This window comes from Cyclobacterium sp. L-R (genome assembly GCF_056859355.1).
Genome location: NZ_JBSXOH010000065.1, coordinates 13,828 through 34,213, shown reverse-complemented (window position 1 = coordinate 34,213; position 20,386 = coordinate 13,828). Strand labels below are relative to the sequence as shown.

At 38.3% G+C, this 20,386-nt stretch carries 19 protein-coding genes; 1 reads left to right on the top strand and 18 read right to left on the bottom strand.

Annotation, left to right across the window (positions count from 1 at the left end; translation table 11 throughout):
- Positions 1 to 4: 4 nt before the first annotated feature.
- From merTP to AC13EX_RS09270, 18 genes are all read right to left on the bottom strand, one after another.
- On the bottom strand, positions 5 to 610 hold the full coding sequence (gene merTP / locus AC13EX_RS09355) for a mercuric transport protein MerTP (RefSeq protein WP_482892466.1): 606 nt from the start codon (positions 608 to 610) through the stop codon (positions 5 to 7).
- Positions 607 to 984, bottom strand: a complete 378-nt coding sequence (locus AC13EX_RS09350; protein ID WP_320230523.1) for an ArsR/SmtB family transcription factor — start codon at positions 982 to 984, stop codon at positions 607 to 609. The genes merTP and AC13EX_RS09350 overlap by 4 nt, the downstream gene beginning before the upstream one ends.
- Positions 985 to 1,829: 845 nt before the next feature.
- Positions 1,830 to 2,882, bottom strand: coding sequence for an ArsO family NAD(P)H-dependent flavin-containing monooxygenase (locus tag AC13EX_RS09345; RefSeq protein ID WP_225604082.1), 1,053 nt, complete (start codon positions 2,880 to 2,882; stop codon positions 1,830 to 1,832).
- Between the two features lie 363 nt (positions 2,883 to 3,245).
- On the bottom strand, positions 3,246 to 3,602 hold the full coding sequence (locus tag AC13EX_RS09340; protein ID WP_336070447.1) for a hypothetical protein: 357 nt from the start codon (positions 3,600 to 3,602) through the stop codon (positions 3,246 to 3,248).
- A 3-nt stretch (positions 3,603 to 3,605) separates the two neighbouring features.
- Positions 3,606 to 4,580: a permease gene (locus AC13EX_RS09335; protein WP_482892465.1), complete on the bottom strand. Its 975-nt coding sequence runs from the start codon at positions 4,578 to 4,580 to the stop codon at positions 3,606 to 3,608.
- 1 nt (position 4,581) lies between these two features.
- Complete coding sequence (locus tag AC13EX_RS09330; protein ID WP_225573212.1) at positions 4,582 to 4,827, bottom strand: thioredoxin family protein; 246 nt, start codon at positions 4,825 to 4,827, stop codon at positions 4,582 to 4,584.
- Positions 4,828 to 4,950: 123 nt separating this feature from the next.
- A complete protein-coding gene (locus tag AC13EX_RS09325; RefSeq protein ID WP_482892463.1) occupies positions 4,951 to 5,553 on the bottom strand; it encodes a sigma-70 family RNA polymerase sigma factor in 603 nt (200 codons plus the stop codon).
- Positions 5,554 to 5,570: 17 nt separating this feature from the next.
- Positions 5,571 to 7,670 carry a Piwi domain-containing protein gene (locus tag AC13EX_RS09320; protein WP_482892461.1) on the bottom strand — a complete coding sequence of 700 codons (2,100 nt, stop codon included), beginning with the start codon at positions 7,668 to 7,670 and terminating at the stop codon, positions 5,571 to 5,573.
- A 6-nt stretch (positions 7,671 to 7,676) separates the two neighbouring features.
- Positions 7,677 to 8,720, bottom strand: coding sequence for a virulence RhuM family protein (locus AC13EX_RS09315; protein WP_482892460.1), 1,044 nt, complete (start codon positions 8,718 to 8,720; stop codon positions 7,677 to 7,679).
- A complete protein-coding gene (locus AC13EX_RS09310) occupies positions 8,720 to 10,153 on the bottom strand; it encodes a restriction endonuclease subunit S (RefSeq protein ID WP_482892459.1) in 1,434 nt (477 codons plus the stop codon). The genes AC13EX_RS09315 and AC13EX_RS09310 overlap by 1 nt, the downstream gene beginning before the upstream one ends.
- Positions 10,154 to 10,188: 35 nt before the next feature.
- Complete coding sequence (locus tag AC13EX_RS09305; protein WP_482892458.1) at positions 10,189 to 12,273, bottom strand: type I restriction-modification system subunit M; 2,085 nt, start codon at positions 12,271 to 12,273, stop codon at positions 10,189 to 10,191.
- A gap of 12 nt (positions 12,274 to 12,285) precedes the next feature.
- Entirely contained in the window at positions 12,286 to 12,570 is a 285-nt protein-coding gene (locus AC13EX_RS09300; RefSeq protein WP_482892457.1) for a helix-turn-helix domain-containing protein, read from the bottom strand.
- A gap of 119 nt (positions 12,571 to 12,689) precedes the next feature.
- Entirely contained in the window at positions 12,690 to 14,585 is a 1,896-nt protein-coding gene (locus tag AC13EX_RS09295; RefSeq protein ID WP_482892456.1) for a DUF3987 domain-containing protein, read from the bottom strand.
- Between the two features lie 3 nt (positions 14,586 to 14,588).
- On the bottom strand, positions 14,589 to 15,500 hold the full coding sequence (locus AC13EX_RS09290; protein ID WP_482892454.1) for a BT4734/BF3469 family protein: 912 nt from the start codon (positions 15,498 to 15,500) through the stop codon (positions 14,589 to 14,591).
- A 49-nt stretch (positions 15,501 to 15,549) separates the two neighbouring features.
- Positions 15,550 to 15,846 (bottom strand): helix-turn-helix domain-containing protein, encoded by a 297-nt coding sequence (locus tag AC13EX_RS09285; protein ID WP_053224400.1) that lies wholly within the window; start codon positions 15,844 to 15,846, stop codon positions 15,550 to 15,552.
- Complete coding sequence (locus AC13EX_RS09280) at positions 15,843 to 16,142, bottom strand: helix-turn-helix domain-containing protein (RefSeq protein ID WP_073093951.1); 300 nt, start codon at positions 16,140 to 16,142, stop codon at positions 15,843 to 15,845. Before AC13EX_RS09280 ends, AC13EX_RS09285 begins: the two co-directional genes overlap by 4 nt.
- Positions 16,143 to 16,373: 231 nt before the next feature.
- Positions 16,374 to 17,405 carry a DUF6617 family protein gene (locus AC13EX_RS09275; protein ID WP_482892453.1) on the bottom strand — a complete coding sequence of 344 codons (1,032 nt, stop codon included), beginning with the start codon at positions 17,403 to 17,405 and terminating at the stop codon, positions 16,374 to 16,376.
- Positions 17,402 to 18,634, bottom strand: coding sequence for a phage integrase SAM-like domain-containing protein (locus AC13EX_RS09270; RefSeq protein ID WP_482892452.1), 1,233 nt, complete (start codon positions 18,632 to 18,634; stop codon positions 17,402 to 17,404). Before AC13EX_RS09270 ends, AC13EX_RS09275 begins: the two co-directional genes overlap by 4 nt.
- Before the next feature lie 327 nt (positions 18,635 to 18,961).
- Here AC13EX_RS09270 and AC13EX_RS09265 point away from each other — a divergent pair, with 327 nt between their 5' ends.
- On the top strand, positions 18,962 to 20,233 hold the full coding sequence (locus tag AC13EX_RS09265) for a sialidase family protein (protein ID WP_482892451.1): 1,272 nt from the start codon (positions 18,962 to 18,964) through the stop codon (positions 20,231 to 20,233).
- The last annotated feature ends 153 nt before the right edge of the window (positions 20,234 to 20,386 follow it).

Genomic DNA, 20,386 nt, shown 5'->3' with positions numbered 1-20,386 from the left:
AATACTATTTCTTGCCAACCACTTTGTAACCTGTACCGTTGATGGCTTCTTCAATTTGAGCAAGACTCACTTTGGATTGGTCAAACTCTACTTTTGCAATCGCTTCTTCGTAGCTCGCATCCACTTTAACAATGCCCGGTAATTTGTTCACGTCATTTTCTACGTGTGAAGCACAGCCATTGCAAGTCATCCCTTTTACCTCAAAAGTTACCGTTTGAATATCCGAAGCATTTACGATTATAACTTCTTTGTTGTCCTTTGAAGGATAGAAAATGTGTGCATAGTTTGGAAAAGCAAGCATCAAGGCAGCAAAAACGGTTACTATTCCTAAAAATGTTTTGGTCTGCATAAAAGGTTTCTTTTCGTCTTCTTCGCAAGCACATTCGATTTCTTCAGCTGTTCGTGGTTTGAGTTTCTGATACCAGGCAAATCCCAAAACCAAAACGGTGATGCCGATAAGATAAGGTCTTGCAGGTTCCATCCACGAAAATGTAGATGCCACTCCTGATGCTCCTGAAATAAGAGCTAATACTGGGGTAATGCAGCAAAGCGATGCTGCTACTGCCGAAAGCACTCCCGCTCCGACTAGTCTGTTAGATTTTTTGTTCATACCGTTTCCTTTTTTGAGTTGTTTATGATGTGTTTAAAGAATGGCCTAAGTAGAGTCAGTTGCTCTTGTTTCAAAGAGTAGAAAATGGTTTGTCCTTCTCTTCTTCCTTCAATGACGTTACCGTCTTTGAGTTTCCGTAGGTGTTGTGAAACAGCGGGAATGCTCATTCCTAAAATGTCCGAAAGGTCACAGGGACAGAGTTCGTTTTCCTCTTCCAAAAGAAATAAAATTTTCAACCTTACTTCGTTTCCTGCTAATGCCAAAAGTCCACTCAGTTGTGTGAATGCCTTTTCGTTTGTTTGTAGGATTTCTCTACAATTGTCGATTTGAACCTTGTCGGCAAACACTCTTATACACGATTGATTGTTTTCCATAATCTCTCTCTTTTGGATTTAATAACGCAGTAAAGATACAAATAGTTTTCTTATTTAAGCAAATTCTTAAATATAGTTTTAGGTTTGAATGTAAAATGGTATCATAGTGTGAACGCAGGTAAAAACAGCCCTGAGCAAATCGGCTGGACAATGGCTGCAAATAGTGAGGTACGAACGGTTTGCGGACATTGGACAAGCAACGCGAGCCGCCTGCGAGTGGAGCAAGGGTGGTACAAATGGCAACCCTTTTTAGGGTGGTTTGTAGCTATGTGTGAAGTGGAACGTAGCCTTTTTGTAATTTTTCTTTACACAAAAAGGCGGAGTGCAACGGAACTTACACATGGCTTACCGATTTAATAGCCATAGCGATAGCGGAGGCAAATCAATCAGCATTAAGCCGCAGCCCGTAGCGACCCGCAGGCGAGCAAAATTATGGGTAGTGGTTGGATTTTTTGTGACTGACTGGAGGAACGGAAGGAAGTGGCAAAAAAGACAAGGGAACTACCGTGACAACTGTCAGAGGAACGCAATAAAAGTGACAAACTGCGTAGCTTTAGCGAAGCACCCATAGGGCATTACAGCTCTTTTTTTGACCTTTAAAAATTGAAGTATTCCAAAAAATGTGCTGTAATGGTTTGGCGATTTTATTTGCTGACGACCGAAGGCGGAACACCGCTTTACCTGCGTTTGGATGTGCGTAGGGAAAAGCAAGTGCAGGACGGAATGGATTGTAGTGCAACGGAAAGTAATGAAGGTCTTCTCTTGCTGAGCGTTGCAGGAAGTGGGTAATTGTAGTAAGTGAGGTACGAGCGAACGAAAAGTACCTACTGTAAGCAAATGGGGAGTTATGACAATGAATTAATTATTTCTTTTGCTGTAATTTTTGCAGTTTTACCAACGCCATAAATGGTTGCTGAAGCAAAACCTGTCCAATTACCATAACCCACTAGCCATAAATTTGACTCTTTAACTGCTCGCGTATTTTTTGTTATTACTTTATCATTTTCAATAATATTTAATTTTTTTAAATGGTTCAAATAAGGTCTAAAACCAGTACACCATATAATGGCATCAAAAGCTTCTTTTTTTCCATCTTGCCAAATTACACCGTTTTTATAAAATGAGGAAAATGGACGATGATCTTTAAATACGTTACGTGCTAATCCATCTTTCACACTTTCAACTTGTACAATATCACTCAAAGAAACTTGTAAAGTATTTGAAGTATTCTTTTTCTTAAGATACTTTTCATTAGCTTGATTAAACAAGTAACGACCGTCAATTTCTTCTGGTAGAAACGTAGGTTTATCTAGTGTTACCCACTTTGTATAAGCTACTTTAGAAACTTCTGCTAAAATTTGAGCACCAGAATTACCCCCACCAACAACAACTACTCTTTTGTTTCTGAAAGGTGAACTATTTTTATAAGCACTAGAGTGTATTTGCATACCTAAAAATTCATCAATTTTAGGATATATAGGAATAAAAGGTGAACGAGCTGTACCTGTAGCACTTACAACAGTTTTACTAATAAATACTCCTTGATTGGTTTTTAATTTAAATAATTCTCCTTCTTTAACAACTTCTTCAACAAATGTACTTCGTTGTATTGGGAAATTATATCGTTTTTCGTAATTGGACAAATAACTCAAATATTCTTCCTTTGTAGGATATTCTTGTTTAGTTGTAGGCATTTGCCAACCAGAAAGTGAGCTATATTGAGAAGGTGAAAATAATTTTAAACTATCCCAAGTATGTAACCAAGAACCACCGGAATTACCTTCTGCATCTAGAATTAAATAATTTAGTTTACTTCTTTTTAAAAAATAAGCAACGGACAAGCCTGCCTGCCCGCCACCTATTATTATACAATCAAATATTTTATTAGGTATTGCCATAATAAGCCCTTACTTAATTTCTTTAATTACTTTATAAGGGGTTTTGTTAATGGCTTCTTTTACTTCTTTATCGGTAGATTTTGTACTATCGTACCAAACGGTTATTTGACCTTTTTTAGTGTTAGAAACAGCTTTAATAAAACCTTTAACGTTTTTCTTTAATGAATATTCTACAATTCCTGTACAACAAGATTGGGTGAATTTTTCTAATTGATACGTTTTTTAACAGTATCAGAGATAACAATGTTTCCTTCAATTTTCTGATGAATATTTGTATCGTTATTATGGGTAAAAGCTAAAATATTTGTAGCAAATACTAGTGTTAATATAAGAGATGTTATTGATTTCATAATTATTAAATTTTTAAATATATGGTAGAATTAATATGATTAATGTTATAATGGCAACGCACCATAAAAACGTTTTTGATTGTAGAAATGATAATGATTTCTTTTGTTTAGTATCTAGTTTACTTATTGTCTCTTGACTTTCTATGGTGCAGCAAGCTTGTTCTTTTTTAGGAAAATATGCTCTATATAAATTGTAAGAAACTGCTATTAAACTGAATGCTATAAGATACGGTTTTATTGTTGCTAGCCATACCAATTGAGAAACAATTGCTCCTAACATTCCTGCAAAAGCCATTAATGGACCAACACAACAAGTGCAAGCGACTAATGCTACAAATACAGCACTTATGGATGATAAAATTGATTTCAAAAATCAAAATAATAAATTAAAAACATAACCAGAAATAATCATTCCTAACCCGATAACCGAAAAGAAAGCAATGATTAATTTTTTCTGCATTACTTTTTTTAAGAGTAAAGCTTCGGGAAGTGATAAACCAATAGACCCCATCATAAAGGCAATAGCCGTACCTAATGGTACACCTTTATCCACCAAAGCCTCTACCACTGGTAAGACACCTACAGCATCTATATAAAGTGGTATTCCCATAATGACAGCAATAGGAACTGCAAAAGGGTTGGATTTAGAAATGTATGTCTCAAAAAAGGATTGAGGCACATAACCGTGAATAAAAGAACCTATTCCAATACCAATAAAGATGTATGGCACTAATTTTTTTAATGTACTTAAGGCTTCTTTATGTATTTCTGGAAACTTCTGTTTTAAAGACCTTTTATCTTCAATAGTTTTTTCAGTTTTAGAATGCAATTGTTTTAACCATTCTGCAATATGAGCTGACATTCCCATTTTATCAAGAATAATCCCACCTATAACACCTAAAACAATACCAGATAAAATATAGATTAAAGTAACCTTCCAACCATAAGACACCCAAAATAATACAATAGCTATTTCGTTTACTAAAGGTGAGGTTATTAAGAAAGATAATGCAATACCCAATGGAATTCTAGCTTGCATCATTCCTACAAATAATGGAATTGATGAGCACGAACAAAAAGGGGTAATAGCTCCCAACAAAGAGGCTAATATGTTTCCTAAACCTGATTTTTTATTGCGTTCTAAATAGTCACGTATTTTATCCATTGGTAAATAACTGGTGATGATACCCATAACGTAGGTTACTATCACAACCAAAAAAGCTATTAAAATAAACGTGGCAATAAAGTATTGAAGGGCTGTTGCAAACAGCCCTGATTGGTCTAAACCTAATAATTCAAACACTATATAGTCTGAAAAACTAGATAATAATTCTGTCAACTTCTCCATATTATGCTGCTTTTAGTGCTGCAAGAAGTTCTGCATCAGAATTAAATGATTTATAAGCGTGAACCTTACCGTTAATTACTAATGAAGGAAAAGACATTGTACCATAGACCATAGTGTCTTGCATTTCTGACAGTTCCTCAATAGTAATTGACAGATTGTTTTCTTGTGCTAATTTTTCTAATTGTTCCTTAATAGGGGAACCTTTTGCACAACAAGAAGAGTGTAAAATTTTAACTTCAGTGTTCATAATAAATGTTTTTAATGATTAAACTTTATTACGAAGTCTGAAATCTTTTAAAAAAGACACATTTTTAGGAACAAAAAAAAGTATTTTTTGAGAGGTTACTCATAACCAACTATTTATCAATGGTTAATTAGTTATTTTTTTTTCTATTTCTTGTAATGGTGTACAGTGAGGTTTTATTGTGCACGACGAAAAATTACCTGATTTGTCATATTGAATATCACAACATTCTATAAATAGGGATTTTAATTTTTCTCTACCTCGCTGGATTCTCATTTTAGTTGCGGATAAACCAAGGTTAAGTTGTATAGCAATCTCTTTTTGAGGAATGTTTTCAATATCGCTTAGATGTAATGGCTTCGCATATTTTTCTGGCAGCAAACCAATCATAGGGATGATAAAATCAGACTCTGAAATGGAAGAAACTGTATCACTAGAAATACTATTTTCTTTCCATTCTTCATCAAAATTAAATTCAATCTTGTTTTTATTGTAATAATCTGCAATGGTATTACGAGTTACTTGAAACAACCAAGCTTTGATATTATTAACTTCTATGTTTTTTTTATGAGACTCTACCAATTTGAGCATCACCTCTTGAACAATATCTTCAGCAAGGTTTATATCGTTTGTTTTCTTTATGATATAAGCTTTCAAGAATTCATAAAATTCTTGTACTACCTCATTGATATTACAACATTCCTTATTTTTTCTTTGATTGTTATTCATTTTATTTATAATTAATACTACAAAAACCAAAGGTTATCTTTTCCAAATTCGGGTATTTCGTTACCGTCAAAATGTGGTAGCATTTCTGCAACCATTTCAGGGTATTTAATGGTAACTGGTAAATTCTGTTGGCGTACCGATTTCCAATACATTCTACTGAATTGATATACTTGATCTATGAGTTCTCTTATTGTTTTAAAATCATCAACCAATTCTTTTTGAGTACAGTAGATTTTTAGTTTTATCGGGAATGGGAAACCATCATTGAAATTGAACTCCGATGCTGAATACCTGGTATTGTTGAACAGTAAAAATCTATTGTAACCCAATTTGATGAATGTGCCACTTACAGGCATCAAATCTTTCCAGTCCAAATCAAAGGCAACAATATCGGACGATTCCGTTTTGTTGATGGTGACGATAAATACCGGAATGTTCAAGTCCAATTCTTTCAGGCCGTTCTCAATCGGTTCTACTTCCTCTCTACTCATGTCTTTGTAGAAGTGAATTACAAGCCTTCGGATTCCTGTATTTACATTCACATAGTCTTTAACAGCTCTTAGGATAGAACCTGCCAACTCTTTTGTTTGGTCTTTCTGAAAGCATTCAAAGCGGTTAAATTTTCCTGTATTGGAGAAACTGAAAGCACTGCCGATATATTGGATGTCAACTTCTGTGTGCTTGAATGCTCCGACTCCAACAATCAATTCATTCTTCAGCTTTGTGTCCAACCTCCACGGAGTGCCATTGAGCTTTGCGAGAATCGCAATAGCAATATTCGGAAGGCTGTAATGATACTTGTCGTTGGTAATTACCTTTTCGGGGTCAATAACCTGAGAGGACACGCCTTTTTTTAGAAGAAGTTCTTTCAACTTATAATAAACTAACCGTTGTGATTTGACAGGTACATTCTTACTTATTGGGCTTATGTATATTGCTAAATGCTGAATGTCCGGGTCAAAGTCTTTCTCGTTGATTTGGTCGTAGAGTTCTGGCCAAGGATTTTCCCTTTCATTAAAATAAATTGCTAGCTTTTTATCAGGATGATATGGAGTGCTGATGAATTTTGATAGACCCCTAAAGCCGTTGAGTTTGCCATTAAAGTAGTTGTGAATCTTGGCTGCTACTTCTCTATCATCTTCATGGAGAATGAAAAAGAAATTAATCTTTGATGATGGGCTTAACTCGAAAGGACCATTTTCAGTAATGCCATAGTACGGAACATGGTGTAGCTTTTGATTTCCAAATACAAGTTTGTTGCTGGACTTTTCAATTGAGCCAATTCGGATTTCATCTACAGGAATAAACCCTTTGGAGGATAGCGGAATGATAGCTTTGAACTCGGCTGTATTAAGCTGCTCTCTGAAAAATTCATCAATGGCCGTTTTGAATTTCTTGTATTTGTTCGTCTTGTCCGGGGCTTCTGTTTCCTGATGCAAAGCATCCCTGATTTCAAAATTCCAAACAGGATAAACCTTGTCGTAATTTCTTTTTCCATCATCCGGCAATTCATCAAAGCGGTGTAGCCCTTTTTCATAGACCACCCAATTGAATGCCTTTACTGGTACTTCTTCAAATAATTCTGATACAGGTGTTTTGAAAATTTTTGACTTGCCTTCAAATGTGACCAATAATTCAAGGCTGTTGGAAACCGTTCTGAACTGCACTTTTAAAGAAAAACGGTCAAAGGTTTTGTATATCCCTTCTTTGGCTTGTGTATCGCTTGGCAACCAAACTTCTGTATCGCTTACAAAGTTGGGTTTTACCAAACAGCCCTTGGACTTGAAGTGATTGTGAATTAGCCCGTTGTAATACCGCTTGAGAATAGATGAGGAAAAAGCTGAATTGGAAACCGGAACGGTTTTCTCAATTCCTTCTTCGGTAGTGATTTTCTCAAAGGTTGGTGTAGTTGGCTTAGTGACCGGAATGAATCCTTCTTTTTCTTGGCAAAACGAAGTGTAGTAATGCTCCTGCTCCCCATACTTATTAATGACCTCATCAGGAACCAATTCATGAAATATGCGTGTGGTTCCTTCTTCCTCTTTATCCGAAAAATAGAAAGTGAGCGAATCGCTCGGGTGATTGAATGTCAGTATGTTGAAACAGTGCTTGGGCATTTTACATCATTTTTTGTTTTTTCCCTTTTTAGTAATTCGCTTTACTTCCTTATCAAAGTCGGATTCAAAATTCTTGTCCTGAACTACTCTGAATTTGTTATATTCCTTTTCAGCTAATTGCTTGGCAATGGTGGCTGAAATTTTACCTGCGTCTTTTAATACATTATACTCATTGAATTGAAGGAATGCATCTAAACGAGCTACCCAATCTTTCATTTTCATTGGAACTTGCCGTTCGGCTTGTAGCTCGGCAAAGTCCAGATACATGGTCACTATTCGGTTGAGGTCACGGATCTCTTTTTCATTCAGGTAGTTTTTAGCTACCGAAACATCTGTTTTTAGGATTTTACCTTGGGGGGCATTTTTCCATGTAGTTAAACCCATAAAAGGTTTAGCTGCATTGGCTCTTTCTTTGATAATTTCGGCTGCTGTATGGCCAGTAATAGCCCAATGGAGTTTGTTTTGTACAGTTTTGTAAAAAGTCTGTGTTATCTCAGCTTTGGGATCATAGTCTATGCTGCATTGCGCATAGATGTCGGTTATTTTCTGGTAGAAGCGTCTTTCACTGGCTCGTATCTCTCTGATACGTTCCAGTAATTCATCAAAGTAATCTTTGCCAAAGAGTGCAGAACCTTGCTTTAGGCGTTGGTCATCCATAGCAAAGCCTTTGATAATGTATTCCCGCAATACTTTAGTAGCCCAGATACGGAACTGTGTACCCCGTTGCGATTTGACCCGATAGCCAACTGAAATAATAACGTCCAGATTGTAATACTTAACCGTATTTTCCTGAGTTTTACCTTCAATGGCACCATGAGGACTGGTAGTTCGGAAATCCCGAACAACCACTTCTTCGTTTAATTCCCCTTCTTCAAATACATTTTTGATATGCTCTGATATGGTGGACTTTGCTTTTTCAAACAACTCTTGCATACCCTTTTGGGTGAGCCATACTGTTTCATCATGCAGCAATACATCTACCTTAATATCTCCACTTTGGGAGACATAGAGTAGAAATTCGCTTTGATTTGGTGTAAGACTGTTTTCCATTATTCAGTTTCATTTTTAATGTACGCCATTGCTGCTGCTTCATTTTGCTCAATCGCCATTTCTACGGCTGTTTTGGCTACTTCCAAAAGACGTTCGGATTGCTTTTTTAGTTTAAAGCTTTCTTCTACCATGTTTATGATTTCTAACTGCTTTTCATTTGAGCAAAACGGTATTATAAATTTGTCAATATCTTTAGGGTATAGTTCTGCTTGTGCACTTCCTGCGCTAAATTTTTCTGTTTGCATTCTTCCGATTAGTGAGTTCATTACAAACCCGACATAAAAAGGATTGTATCCTTCCTTTAACCTGAGAATGTTAACGTGATTACTAGCTAGAGCTTTGTCTTCGATTAAATAGACTTGGGTCCTTCCGATATTAGCTCCTGTTGTATAAGTCAAAATGTCACCTTTATAGACTCTTGCTCTTTTTTGAGATTCCCAAAAAGCATTACTTGTCTTTTCAAAGTTTCCGTAATCGAGGGTGTTTTCTAGTATGTGTTTACTATTGATGATATCTAAGTCGCCATTTTCAACATATTCAGGTTGTAATCCGCGGAAATTATCGGTTTTAATACTCCCGACTAGAACACAATTTGAATTTTTACGAATAGCTTCTTCCAAATCATCATATTTTACCTGATAATACTCTGCATCCAAACGACCTGAACTGCCAAAAGATTCTGAAAACTTCTTGACATTTACAGGTTCGTGGCTCGGTTGGAAGTCTGCTAAGCCAAGGGTTTCTAGTAGTAAATTTTCGGCTTGGCTATATGTTAATTTTGATTTTTCATTGATTAACACTGAGCTTTCATAGAGTCGCTCTGCAATTTCTTCAAATTTTAAATCAAATTTGGGTAGGTTAATCTCATTAATTGAAGGCAATGTTAAGTGAGGTTGACCTGTTTGGCTTGCAGTCCGCCATAGAAGAGCTTGCCCATACTCTGAATGGAGAAACAGCCACAAGAAAAACCGGTTGTACTCTTTTAGCCTATTAGTTCTAACTAAAATAATATCACGACTTAAAGCATACTTTGTGCAGTGGTCTGTAATCAATCCAACTTTTGCAAGGGTGTTTCCACCTTTTGCAATTATCAAGTCGCCTGGATAGGCGATCGCAATTGTAGACGGATTATTGTCTAATACGCTCTGTGGAAGAAAAGCTGTTGATTCAGTGAGTTTAACTAAACCATCTTTTATTTCATTCACGCGTAAGAAAGGAACTCCATTACCTTCAAAGTCATAATATTCTGTTATTGACGGATAGAAGGCACTACAATCTAGCTTAGCTTCAATATTGATAAGGTTTGTTTCCCCAATCGACTTTATTTTCTCATCAATTTCTAAAAAGTGCTTTCGATAATATTCAGCATCTAAACGGAACTTAATATGGTCTACTTTAGAATATAGAATTTCACTTATTTCAAGCCCTTCCAACAAAGCCTTGTACTTGGCTTCATTAAAAGGGCTATTTACTTTCCCACGAAAGACAACTTTTCTTTTTTAGCAAATTCTAAAAAGGCTTCTGCAATGCCGTCTCTGGTTAAGCCGTCATGGTTGAATAAATCGTGCTTAACAATTAGGTGTCCGTGACTGTCCAAAAGGAATTCATCTAAATTCTGTGGCGTGCTTTCGTAGTGTGTTGTTGGGTCTTGAACATCTCCACTTTCAGCCACAGTTTTAGCTTTGGCTTCGGGAAAGTCTTTTCGTTTCAAATAGATTTTCTCTCCGCTGTTATCTTTGCTAGGCTCTTGCATGGTTGCAAAGAAAATGGGGTAGTCTTCTACTTTTGGGCAAAGTTTGGCATCCCATTTTTGCACAAAAAGCACACTTGTTTTAGTTCCTGTATGGGGTTTAAACACATTACCATGCAATCCAACTACCGCTAAAATCCTTCCATGTTCAGCAATGAAATCACGGATTTGTTTATCGCTACTGTTATTGAATCGCCCTTGTGGCAAAACAATAGCCATTCTTCCGCCTGGCTTCAAAAAGTCCAAATTACGTTCTATGAAAAGAATATCTCGTCCAACTTTGGTTTGATACTTTCCATTGGCTTTTTTACCCAATTCATATTTTGCTAAAATTCGGCTCTCCTTAATATCTCCCGCAAATGGCGGATTTGCCATGAGAATATCAAAACTAAAATCTCGGTTGCTATTTTTGTCGGCACGTAGTTTTTTGAGTTTTTTCCAACCCTCAAAATACACATCCTGCCAATCTTCATCTTCTGTTTTTTCATCCCAACGCTCCCAATCCAACGTATTGAGGTGTAGTACATTGGTTTGTCCATCTCCCGCAATCAGGTTGAGTGTTCTACCCACGCGAACGGCTTTTTCATCAAAGTCAATGGCAAATACTTTGTCCACCACATAGTCGGTACATTCGGCTGGTTTTTCTTCCAACGTGAACAAATGGCTTTTGTCCAATCCTTTGGCTTCCAAAATCTTTTCCCACACGTGAAAAATGGTGTGGACAGGAAAACCACAACTTCCTGCGGCTGTATCTATAATCGTTTCTTTTGTATCGGGATTAAGCATTTTTACGCACATGTCAATGACATAACGTGGCGTAAAATATTGGCCTTTTTCTCCTTTACTGCTTTTATTGATTAGATATTCGAAGGCTTCATCAACCACATCTAAATTAGAGTTGAATAGCTTAACATCTTGCAAGGAAGAAACACAAACCGAAAGGTGAGAAGGAGTAAGCATGATCCGTGAATCTTCCGAAAAAACGCCTTCCCATTTCTTTTTTGATTGGTCAAAAAGTCGTTGGATTTTGGTTTTAAGCTCGCTCTCTGTATCTCCGTAATTTCTAAACTCTAAATGCCTTGAGCGATTTCGTCCGCTTTCCATTTCGTCAAATAGCTTGGTGAAAATCAGTTTGAATAGTTCTTCAAAAACGTCAACACCTGCATTCGCCAAAACTTCATCTTCCATTTCGAGAATCAGGTCTTTCAGCGATTTTCTTTCTGTTACAAGCTTGTCCTTTTCAATCAGGTCTTCAATCGTCCAACGTTCAGAAAGTATTTCAGAAAGCTTTTGGTCTTCCCTTGGTATGCCCGGAATATCTTCAAAATAGTTAGGGTCTTTTCGGTGGTAGAAAGAAATGGAATCTCCGTTACTCCAAATTCCGATAGGTGCGCCTGTGGCGTTACAATACGATTTGAGTTGTTCTTTACCGTCTTTGAGCTTAGGTTTCTTCAACTCCACCATTATGTACGGGGAGGTGGTTTGATTCTTGTCAAAAATGACAATGTCCGCTCGTTTTTTTTCTCTTCCGAAAGAGACGGCATATTCCAATTCCATTCGGTCAATAGGATAACCAAAGTCCTGTGTTAACACCATTACATAAAGCTGCCTTACGGCTTCTTCTGGTGTCAATTTGATTTCCTTTTTTCTAACTAAACACTTTATGTAAGGTGTATCTTTTCCCCTTGTCTCACGAACTGTAATATTCTGCTCTAAGAACTCTACTTTCTCGTCACTGAACTGAGTGAGCTTATAGTTCGAGTCTTTTAAAATATCAGCTAATGTTATTGTTGCAGTATCCATATCTGAACTTTATTATTTCTTCTTAACCGTATTGAGTACCATTTTTAGAGCTTCCTTAGCATCTTCTTCATCCTTGACAAGCTCATAAACTTGATCTGCTAACCACAGGGTCAGGAGGTCATTCACATTGGTGTCTAATAGCTCAGCCAATAGGAGCACTTGTTCTCGTTTAGCACGTCTCTCCCCACGCTCAATCTTGCTAAACATGGGAGTGTCTATTTCAAGATTGGCCGCTAATTGTCGCTGTAAAAGCCCCTGGCTTTCTCGCAGCTCTCTAATCCTTTCACCAAAGTGCATGACCTGTTAATTTATGACTTGTCAAATTTAGGACAATATAGGAAAAGAAAAGAAAGAAAAAAGAGGTTGGACTGTTTTTTTAAGATTCAGGATTTTAAGGAAATGGAGGATGCCAAGGATTATAAGTCCTCAGCATCCTTAGAATCCTGAACATCCTCAAGTGAGGTATTGATGTAATTGTCCTGAGATTCACGGTGAACCAATCCCGATTTGGCAAAAGCGGTGATATAACCTTCAGCTGTCTTTGCCGGAATGCTCAAAGTGTTGGCTACTTCAAGGTATTTCTGGCGGTTGAAGTTGTACGGTAAGGCATAGAGGAACTTTTCCTTCTTGTTCATCCTGCTCGGTTTGGATTCCTCTTGTGGTAATTCTCCAAATACCTTGCTTGAATGCTTCACCAATACTTTAACCATTGAAAGCGAAGCTTGAAAATCCCTTTCCTCACAAATCAGCTTCTTGGAAGTGTCGCCTGTTTGACAGCTATTGGATAATATTTCTCCAGTGGTGCTGTCGAATGCGCCAATATTTTTATCATATTTAATGTGGCGCATTTCCATGATCCGCAAAGCGGAAAATATCATGGAGATTCGGTAAGCAATCAAACCTAACCTTCTGATAGTGGCCATGTAGTCTAATCCTTGAAGGTTCATGTATTTCTCCTGTATCTGGCCGAAGAACTGGTTGAATTGTTCCTGTTGGTCTGCTGTTAGGTGAAACTGTCGGGGTTCATCCTGCATGATGACTTTGTAGAGTTCATAGAACTCATTGCCCAGGGCTTCAAAGTAATCGTCCAATCCGTTATCCGTTTGACTGGCAAAGACATTTTTCCATACCGGGCGCACGTTCATGAAATAGAAGATAAAACGGCTGAATAAGCCGTTTTCAGCGTTGGGTATCAATGCCGAAACTTGTTTTGGCGTTCCTGAAAGGACAGTAGAAAGGCAAGGGCTTTCTATGTCCACAAACTCACGGTCGGTTCTGCGATAATAGGAAATGGTTTCATGGTGAAAGGCTTTTCTAAAGCCATCACTGTAGTTTCCGTAATCGCTCTTGAAGGCATGGGCTAAGGTATCACCTTCGGTCTCGAATATTAGTCCTCTGCCATCACTATCACCCAAAAGCTGATAAGCACCCGTTGAACTATTGTTGGCCGGAATGAACAGCATTTTTTCAGGTGGTTTGGCTGGCTTCTCGATACCGTCTTCCTTTCCCTTCTTGGAGTTGTATTCTGCCATTTCCAATTCATAGTGTTGTTTGTGGAGTTTGGCTTGTTCCCTCAATTCTTTATGAATCGGGTTGACCAACTGACGACAATGCACCAAGCGGCCTTTTCCTGCGGATGCTTGGGCTGTAATGAATAGGAATAGATTGGGGAATACTCGTTTGCCATCATAGATGCCCGATACTTTGGGCAAACATGCGCTGATAGCTCCGAGGGAACCGAGGAGGAGAATATCTCTTTCCTCGTTGGAAGTGGCAACCGCCACAACCTTTTGCAGAAATTCAGGAAGTTCAGGAAACAAGGAATCTGGAAAGGTTGGCATTTCTTCCGGTTCCTGATTTTCGGGCTGGTGGTATTCAGATTGACTACCATTCAGCTTTTCACTTTTGAAAGTTCGCTGATCCTTTTTTTCTGTCCGTGGAGGTGCTATGTCAATTCCTGCATCTTTGGCGAGGTAGAAAAAGGTCTTTAGTGAAACGCCATGACCTTTTGATTTCAAGCAATTGTCAAATTGCTTGTCGCACTCTGGGGCGGAATAGCCTGGATAAAACTGGCTCACCCTATGAAATAGGATACGGCCATTTTCTCCAAACTCATCAGAGAAGGCGAAGCCGATATTTACCCAGTCGCTGTAAGTGGAGGTAATATCTGTTCGGTTGGCCTCAATGCTTTGGATGATACGTTCTACTTCGTCTGGTTGAGAATCTGAATTGAAAGTTTGTTGCTCTGTAACTTTCGGTTGCGGGGTTGGCTGATTAAGCCAATCCTGCGGATTGAATGTTTTTCTTTCCATGTCCTACAAGTATTTAGGATTGATGAATATTTCTGAATCATGTGGAAGGAAACAGGCTCTTGAAATGTCCTTCCCTGATTGGTCTATTTCGAGTTGGTAGGTGTGGGAAACGTAGTTTGCCACTGCCTTGAAATAGTCCTGGTGTTTTGCCTGCGTCAAGTCGATTGGAATTACCCATTTGAGGCCATCACCTGAAGGAGATACAAACAGTAGCTCCGTTTCAAAGTAGTGGTCGTTGAGTAGTGCTGCCTTGAGTGAAGGAATGTCCTGAATGTGGTCAAAATCGATTGTGAGCAAACCTGAATGTCTTTGAAGGTTTGCATCATTTCTCTTTGAGAAAGTGCCTGAGAAGGTCACATAATCGAAATATTGAGCCTTGTACTTTCTGGCTTCCTTCGGGTCGGGAATGTTGCGGAGTGTACTTGTACACAATGCAAATTCATTGCCTTTGATAAGGCGGTACACCTCAACCAAGGAGGCTTGCCGACTTGGGATTACGTTGGTGACAGGCTTATTGAAATAGCTGAAAACTGGTGCAGCCGGTTTGACTATTTCAGGTAGAGCAACCGTAGGTTGCGAATCTGCCTGAGCGTAAAAACCCTGTTGCTTACCGATACGCAAATGCAGTTCTTCATTCAGCTTGTCGAGAAGGGCTTGCCCTTCGAGGCTGAAATGCAGTGCTGCAAAATCAAAGACATTGCCTTGTGCAATGGCTTCTTCTGAATCGGTGTGCGTAGCACAACCGTCAACAACCTTTACCAACAATGTAGGCTTGTCCGCATTGAATGGGTTCTTCGCAGGTTTGCAGTCCCTTCCCGAAAGGGAAAGGACTGTTTGAGCACCATTTGATTTATCTTTATTCGGTGTGCTCGAATCTCCAGAGTCGATTTCACCGGGATAGTACTGTCGCAGCACATAGGCGTAGATATTTAAGCCGTAGTGCGTTTTGTCGAGAATGGCTTTTTTACTTACCTCCATAGTGCTTTGATTTTGAAGGTGAGTAATTGGATTCCAGCAAGGCTTCTATATCAGAAACCTTGTAGTAGAATTTGCCATTGATTCGGCTGTAGGGAAGAACCCCACTATCCCGAAGGGATTGGAGGGTTCTTTTGCTGATGTGAAGCGTTTGCATCACTACCTGTCCATCAATCCATTCTTCGCTGAATTGCTCCAAGCGTGATTTATGGAAGTTGAGGAGGTAGGCTTTGACTGTTTTTATGTCTTGAGTTAGCGTCAAGATCATATCCATTATCTCGTTCATAGCTTCACCCTCCCTTTCTTGATTAGGTAATCCGCTGCCCTTTGGTCTATTTCTTCCTGAGTGGAATTGCGGTTGCGTAGCAACCAGCTTTCCAACTCGCTTCTTTTGAAATAGAGCTTCTTTCCATTGGGCTTGTAGTGCGGAATGCTCCCTGCACTTGTCAACTTGTACAAGTGAGATTGGGAAAGCTCCAGATACTGGCAGGCTTCATTGAAGTTTAAAACTTCCTTTGTGTAAATCCCCTGGCTCTCAATTAGGCGTTGGAGATTTTCAAGACGTTCAATTATTTCGTCCATGACTTAATCAATTATGAATTAGGAAATGGACATCTGGCCAAATGTCATATTCGATTGTCGAATACAGGGCTAAATTAGAATGGCTAACAGGGCGTTATGAGTGCAGAAAGCAAAGTGCAGTGCAGAGTGCAGAGTGCAGAGTGGGGCATAAAAAATAAAAGCCCCCTTTTTGAGCAAAAGAGGGCTAAACAAAAACAGAAAAAAGATAGAAGGTGTATAGTGCAGAGTGGTTTATTTCAGGTGCTCAACTACTTTTTCAACCAAGTGACCGGTAGAATTTGGTCGCTTCATTGACCTGAATTTTTGCCAATCAAATTGATTCCCGTTTGCATCAACAAAGCATTGGCATGTAATTTTCCACTGATCTTGTTTTAAGTATTCAACCAATTCTAATTCATTATGAATCAACTTAATGAAGTAATACAGTTCACTGACTTTTCCTGTCCAAATAATGGGTGTCTTGATTTCACTGTTTGTAAATACCCGCTTGAAGTTCGGAACAGTAGTTTCTTTGCTGATTAAATTATTCTTTTTGAGGCTATCGCATAAATCTGTAAGCTTATCGGGATTTGTACTCAATTGCTTATATGTAAATGAATGAAGTGAATTTACGGTTGGTTTGGGTTCCGGCTTTTTAACTGGTTTCTCCGTTGCTTCAACCTCAATGATTTGAATCTCGGTCAATAATGGTTTCTGCGGTATTGGTTCAAGTAGTAGCTGAGTGTAAAAATCCTCTATCACCAACTTGTCATCAATCCAAGTGCTGAAAGCATCTTGGATTTCGAGGTAAAGCTGCATGTATGAAAGCTTTAGCAACTGGATGATATAGGTATTGGCTTTGTGTGCCTGGTCAAACTCAATGGAAACTTTCTTGGGATCTATGAATATCAAATCAAAGTCCTTCTCTTTAATCAGCTTTCCAATATCCTTTAAACGGGTCTTTAAACGCTTGTTCAAAGTATCATCCAGCCAATAGCGGATTAGGTTTTCAGTATCATCTTCACTGATGAGGTTGTAGAGCCTTTCAACGTCCGTTTTGAGGGTGTTTAGAATCAGCTTTGAGTAGTACTTGGTTTTGTGGTCAAATGGCCTTTCAAATTTGATTTCATACCGGAATGGATAATCAGTGGAGGCTTCTTTCAGGGTACGGAACTTTGGAGCAAACTTTTCGTCCACGCTGTTTTTCTCTGACCAAGGGCGAAGCCCCTGGTAGAGAATATCGTCAAGTATTTTTGTTTGATTGTTAGATAATATTTTCATCATTCAAAATTGAGAAGCTGTTTTTGGAATGATTCTTTAACGTTATCCTCAAAGCTATCCAAATAGTTTTCAGTTGTTCGCAGGTCTTTGTGCCCAAGGCTTTCGCTGATAAATTCAGTGGGTGCTCCTGATCGTTTGAGAACGGTAGCAAATGAATGGCGAGCAGTGTATGTGGTCAGGTTGATGTCCAGCTCCAAGTGATTGGCAATTCGCTTCATGTACTTGTTAATTGTTTTGGTAGCCTGTCGAACTTTGGCAAGTATCTGGTCTGGGGTATCTGTTTTCTTAAGCAATTCGAAAACGTAGGTTTCTGGTAAAGTCGGCTTTGCACCCCATCGATCAATGATTGCTTGTATCTCTGGAAGGAGTACGACCATTATGGGCTTTAAATCCTGCTTGGTTGTTCGCTCTGTTTTTGCCCTCACAAATGTGATCATTTTGGAGTCGATGTTTTTGTATTGCAGCCGTGCGATATCCTTAATGTTTGCTCCATTGCATAGATAGCTGAATATCCAAAGATCACGGGCTCTTTGCTCAGGTTCTGTAGTTGGCTCGTAAGTGACTATCTTCTTAATGTCTGCAAGAGTCAGGGCTTTCTTGATATTGCGACCTGCAGGAATTTGATACTTACGTTTGCCGAAAGGGTAGAACTCTTGTGAAATTATGCCTTCCTCAATTCCAATATTCATGATGGTGCGGAGGCTTCTTAGGTAGATGCCAGTACTGGTTAAACTTTTGCCAGTGTCAACCATCCACTTTTCGTAGTCTTTTAACCAATCTGGGGTAACATCTGCAAACTGAAGTTTCTTTCGGTTTCGGGTCTTAATGAATTTTGAAAAAGAATTGGAAGCGCATTTATAGCTATCGGCAGTGCCACTTCTTCCGTCTTTAGATAGCTGCTTGATGTATGACTCCATATAGCTAAGAACATCCTTGCTGCGATCTGTTTTTTGGTTGAATTTCTTCTCGAAAGATTGGAAAGAGAAGGGGTGAAGTTCTTTGATGATTTCTATAGCCCTTTGTTCAATCTTATTGAAATAGATTCTACGCTCTTTGGCTTCATTCCTGGGCTTCTGGATATTGGTTTTTTCCCAATCCTCTGGGGTTAAAGAAATATTAAGGGGATAGTATTTCTGCTCCCTATTGAAAGTAACCCGGAGTTTAATGGCGTAGGTGCCATCTTTTCTTTTAATGCGCCTATCTTGTATTATAGCAGTGGTAACTCCAATCATATTACATTGAAAAGCAGTATGTTAAAATAGAATTTGATTCTTATTTGATACATACAATATACATACAAAGAGGGTTAAAAACAACCAAATAAGAGAAAAGAAAGGAATAAAAAGTGGCTTAATTAGCTAAAAATGGCACTTTTTGAAACCAAGAGAAGATAAAGGAAGGTTAAAATTATGACTTGTAATCAGTAGGTCGTTGGTTCGATCCCGACAGGAGGCTCTTTATTTTGAAGCCCATACAAGAAACATCTTGTATGGGCTTTTTTGTTTGCTTTCTATTTATTCATTATACACTAATACAATAAGCAAATGTTAAAAAATGTCATGAAGTTTATACTTTTCTTTACCACCTTCTTGCTCATTGGTTGTAAAAGTGGAAAGATTACTGAAAATGAAAGTTACTCAGTTGTGCTAGAAACCATTACAAAGGGAAAAGAAAAAGAATACACTTGGACACATGCACGCTCTGCTGTAATACCCTCCGATAAGCCAAAGGTGCTTACCACTATGTCACAAACACTCAAAGAGGGCTCAGATGTTTATCATGACTTGTATCAAGTGATAAGTGAGGATTTGGGCCAAACCTGGTCTGAGCCTGAAGTTATACCCTCTTTGACAATAATTGAACAAGATAGTGGCTATCGATCTGTAGTGGATATGTGGCCTCAATGGCATTACTCTACAAATAAGGTTTTAAATATAGGTACCTCTCCTTTTTATTCTAACGCAAAGACACATGACGGTTGGAAAAAAAAGGTGGTGTATGCCTGTTTTGATCCGGAAACCGAAAAATGGAGTTCTCCTAAATTTTTGAAATTACCGGAATTGGACCATGATGGAATGCTTTTAATGTCACCTGCAGCAGGGAGTGCTCAGTGGTTGGAATTACCCCATGGAGATATTCTCTTGCCTATATTTTATTTTAAAGTGACTGAGGAACAGTATTCTGCAGCAATGACTAATCCGGATAAAGCATTCAGTATTGGTAGTTTAATGAAAAGTGATGATTTTGGTTTTAGCAGCACAATAGTGCGATGTACCTTCGATGGTGAAAATTTAATTTATAAAGAACATGGTGATGAATTAATACTTAAACAGGGTAGGGGGATCTATGAACCATCCATCACCTTTTTTAAGGGAGAATATTATCTAACCATGCGTAGTGACAAAAGTGCTTATGTTGCTAAGAGCAAAGATGGATTGCATTTTAGTTCTTTTAAGGAATGGACCTTTGACGATGAGTCTGTTTTGGGGAGTTATAACACCCAGCAACATTGGGTGAGGCATAGTGATGCCTTATACTTGGTGTACACCAGGCGAGGAGCAAATAATGATGAGGTTTTTCGCCATAGGGCACCTCTTTTTATGGCAGAGGTGGATTCGGAAAAACTTGAGGTAATTCGTGATTCAGAGCGCATAGTGGTACCTAACCGAGGTGTAGCTCTAGGTAATTTTGGCATAATGGAAGTCAATCCAGCTGAGACTTGGATCACTGTTGCTGAATATATGAGAGGAGAAGAAAACGTACCAGCAGATAATAGTGTTTTTACTGCCAAAATCAAGTGGAAGCGTCCAAATTTGAATTCAAAACAATAATCAAAGATTTAATTAATACTAAGAGAATTGTAGAGTTTCCTACTACTATTTATTATGAGATGATAAGAACAAAATTTTTTAATAAATACAAACCCAAAGTAATTAGTAACTACAATACAAGTAGTGAATTAAACGGTGTTTGTAAGTGTTTTA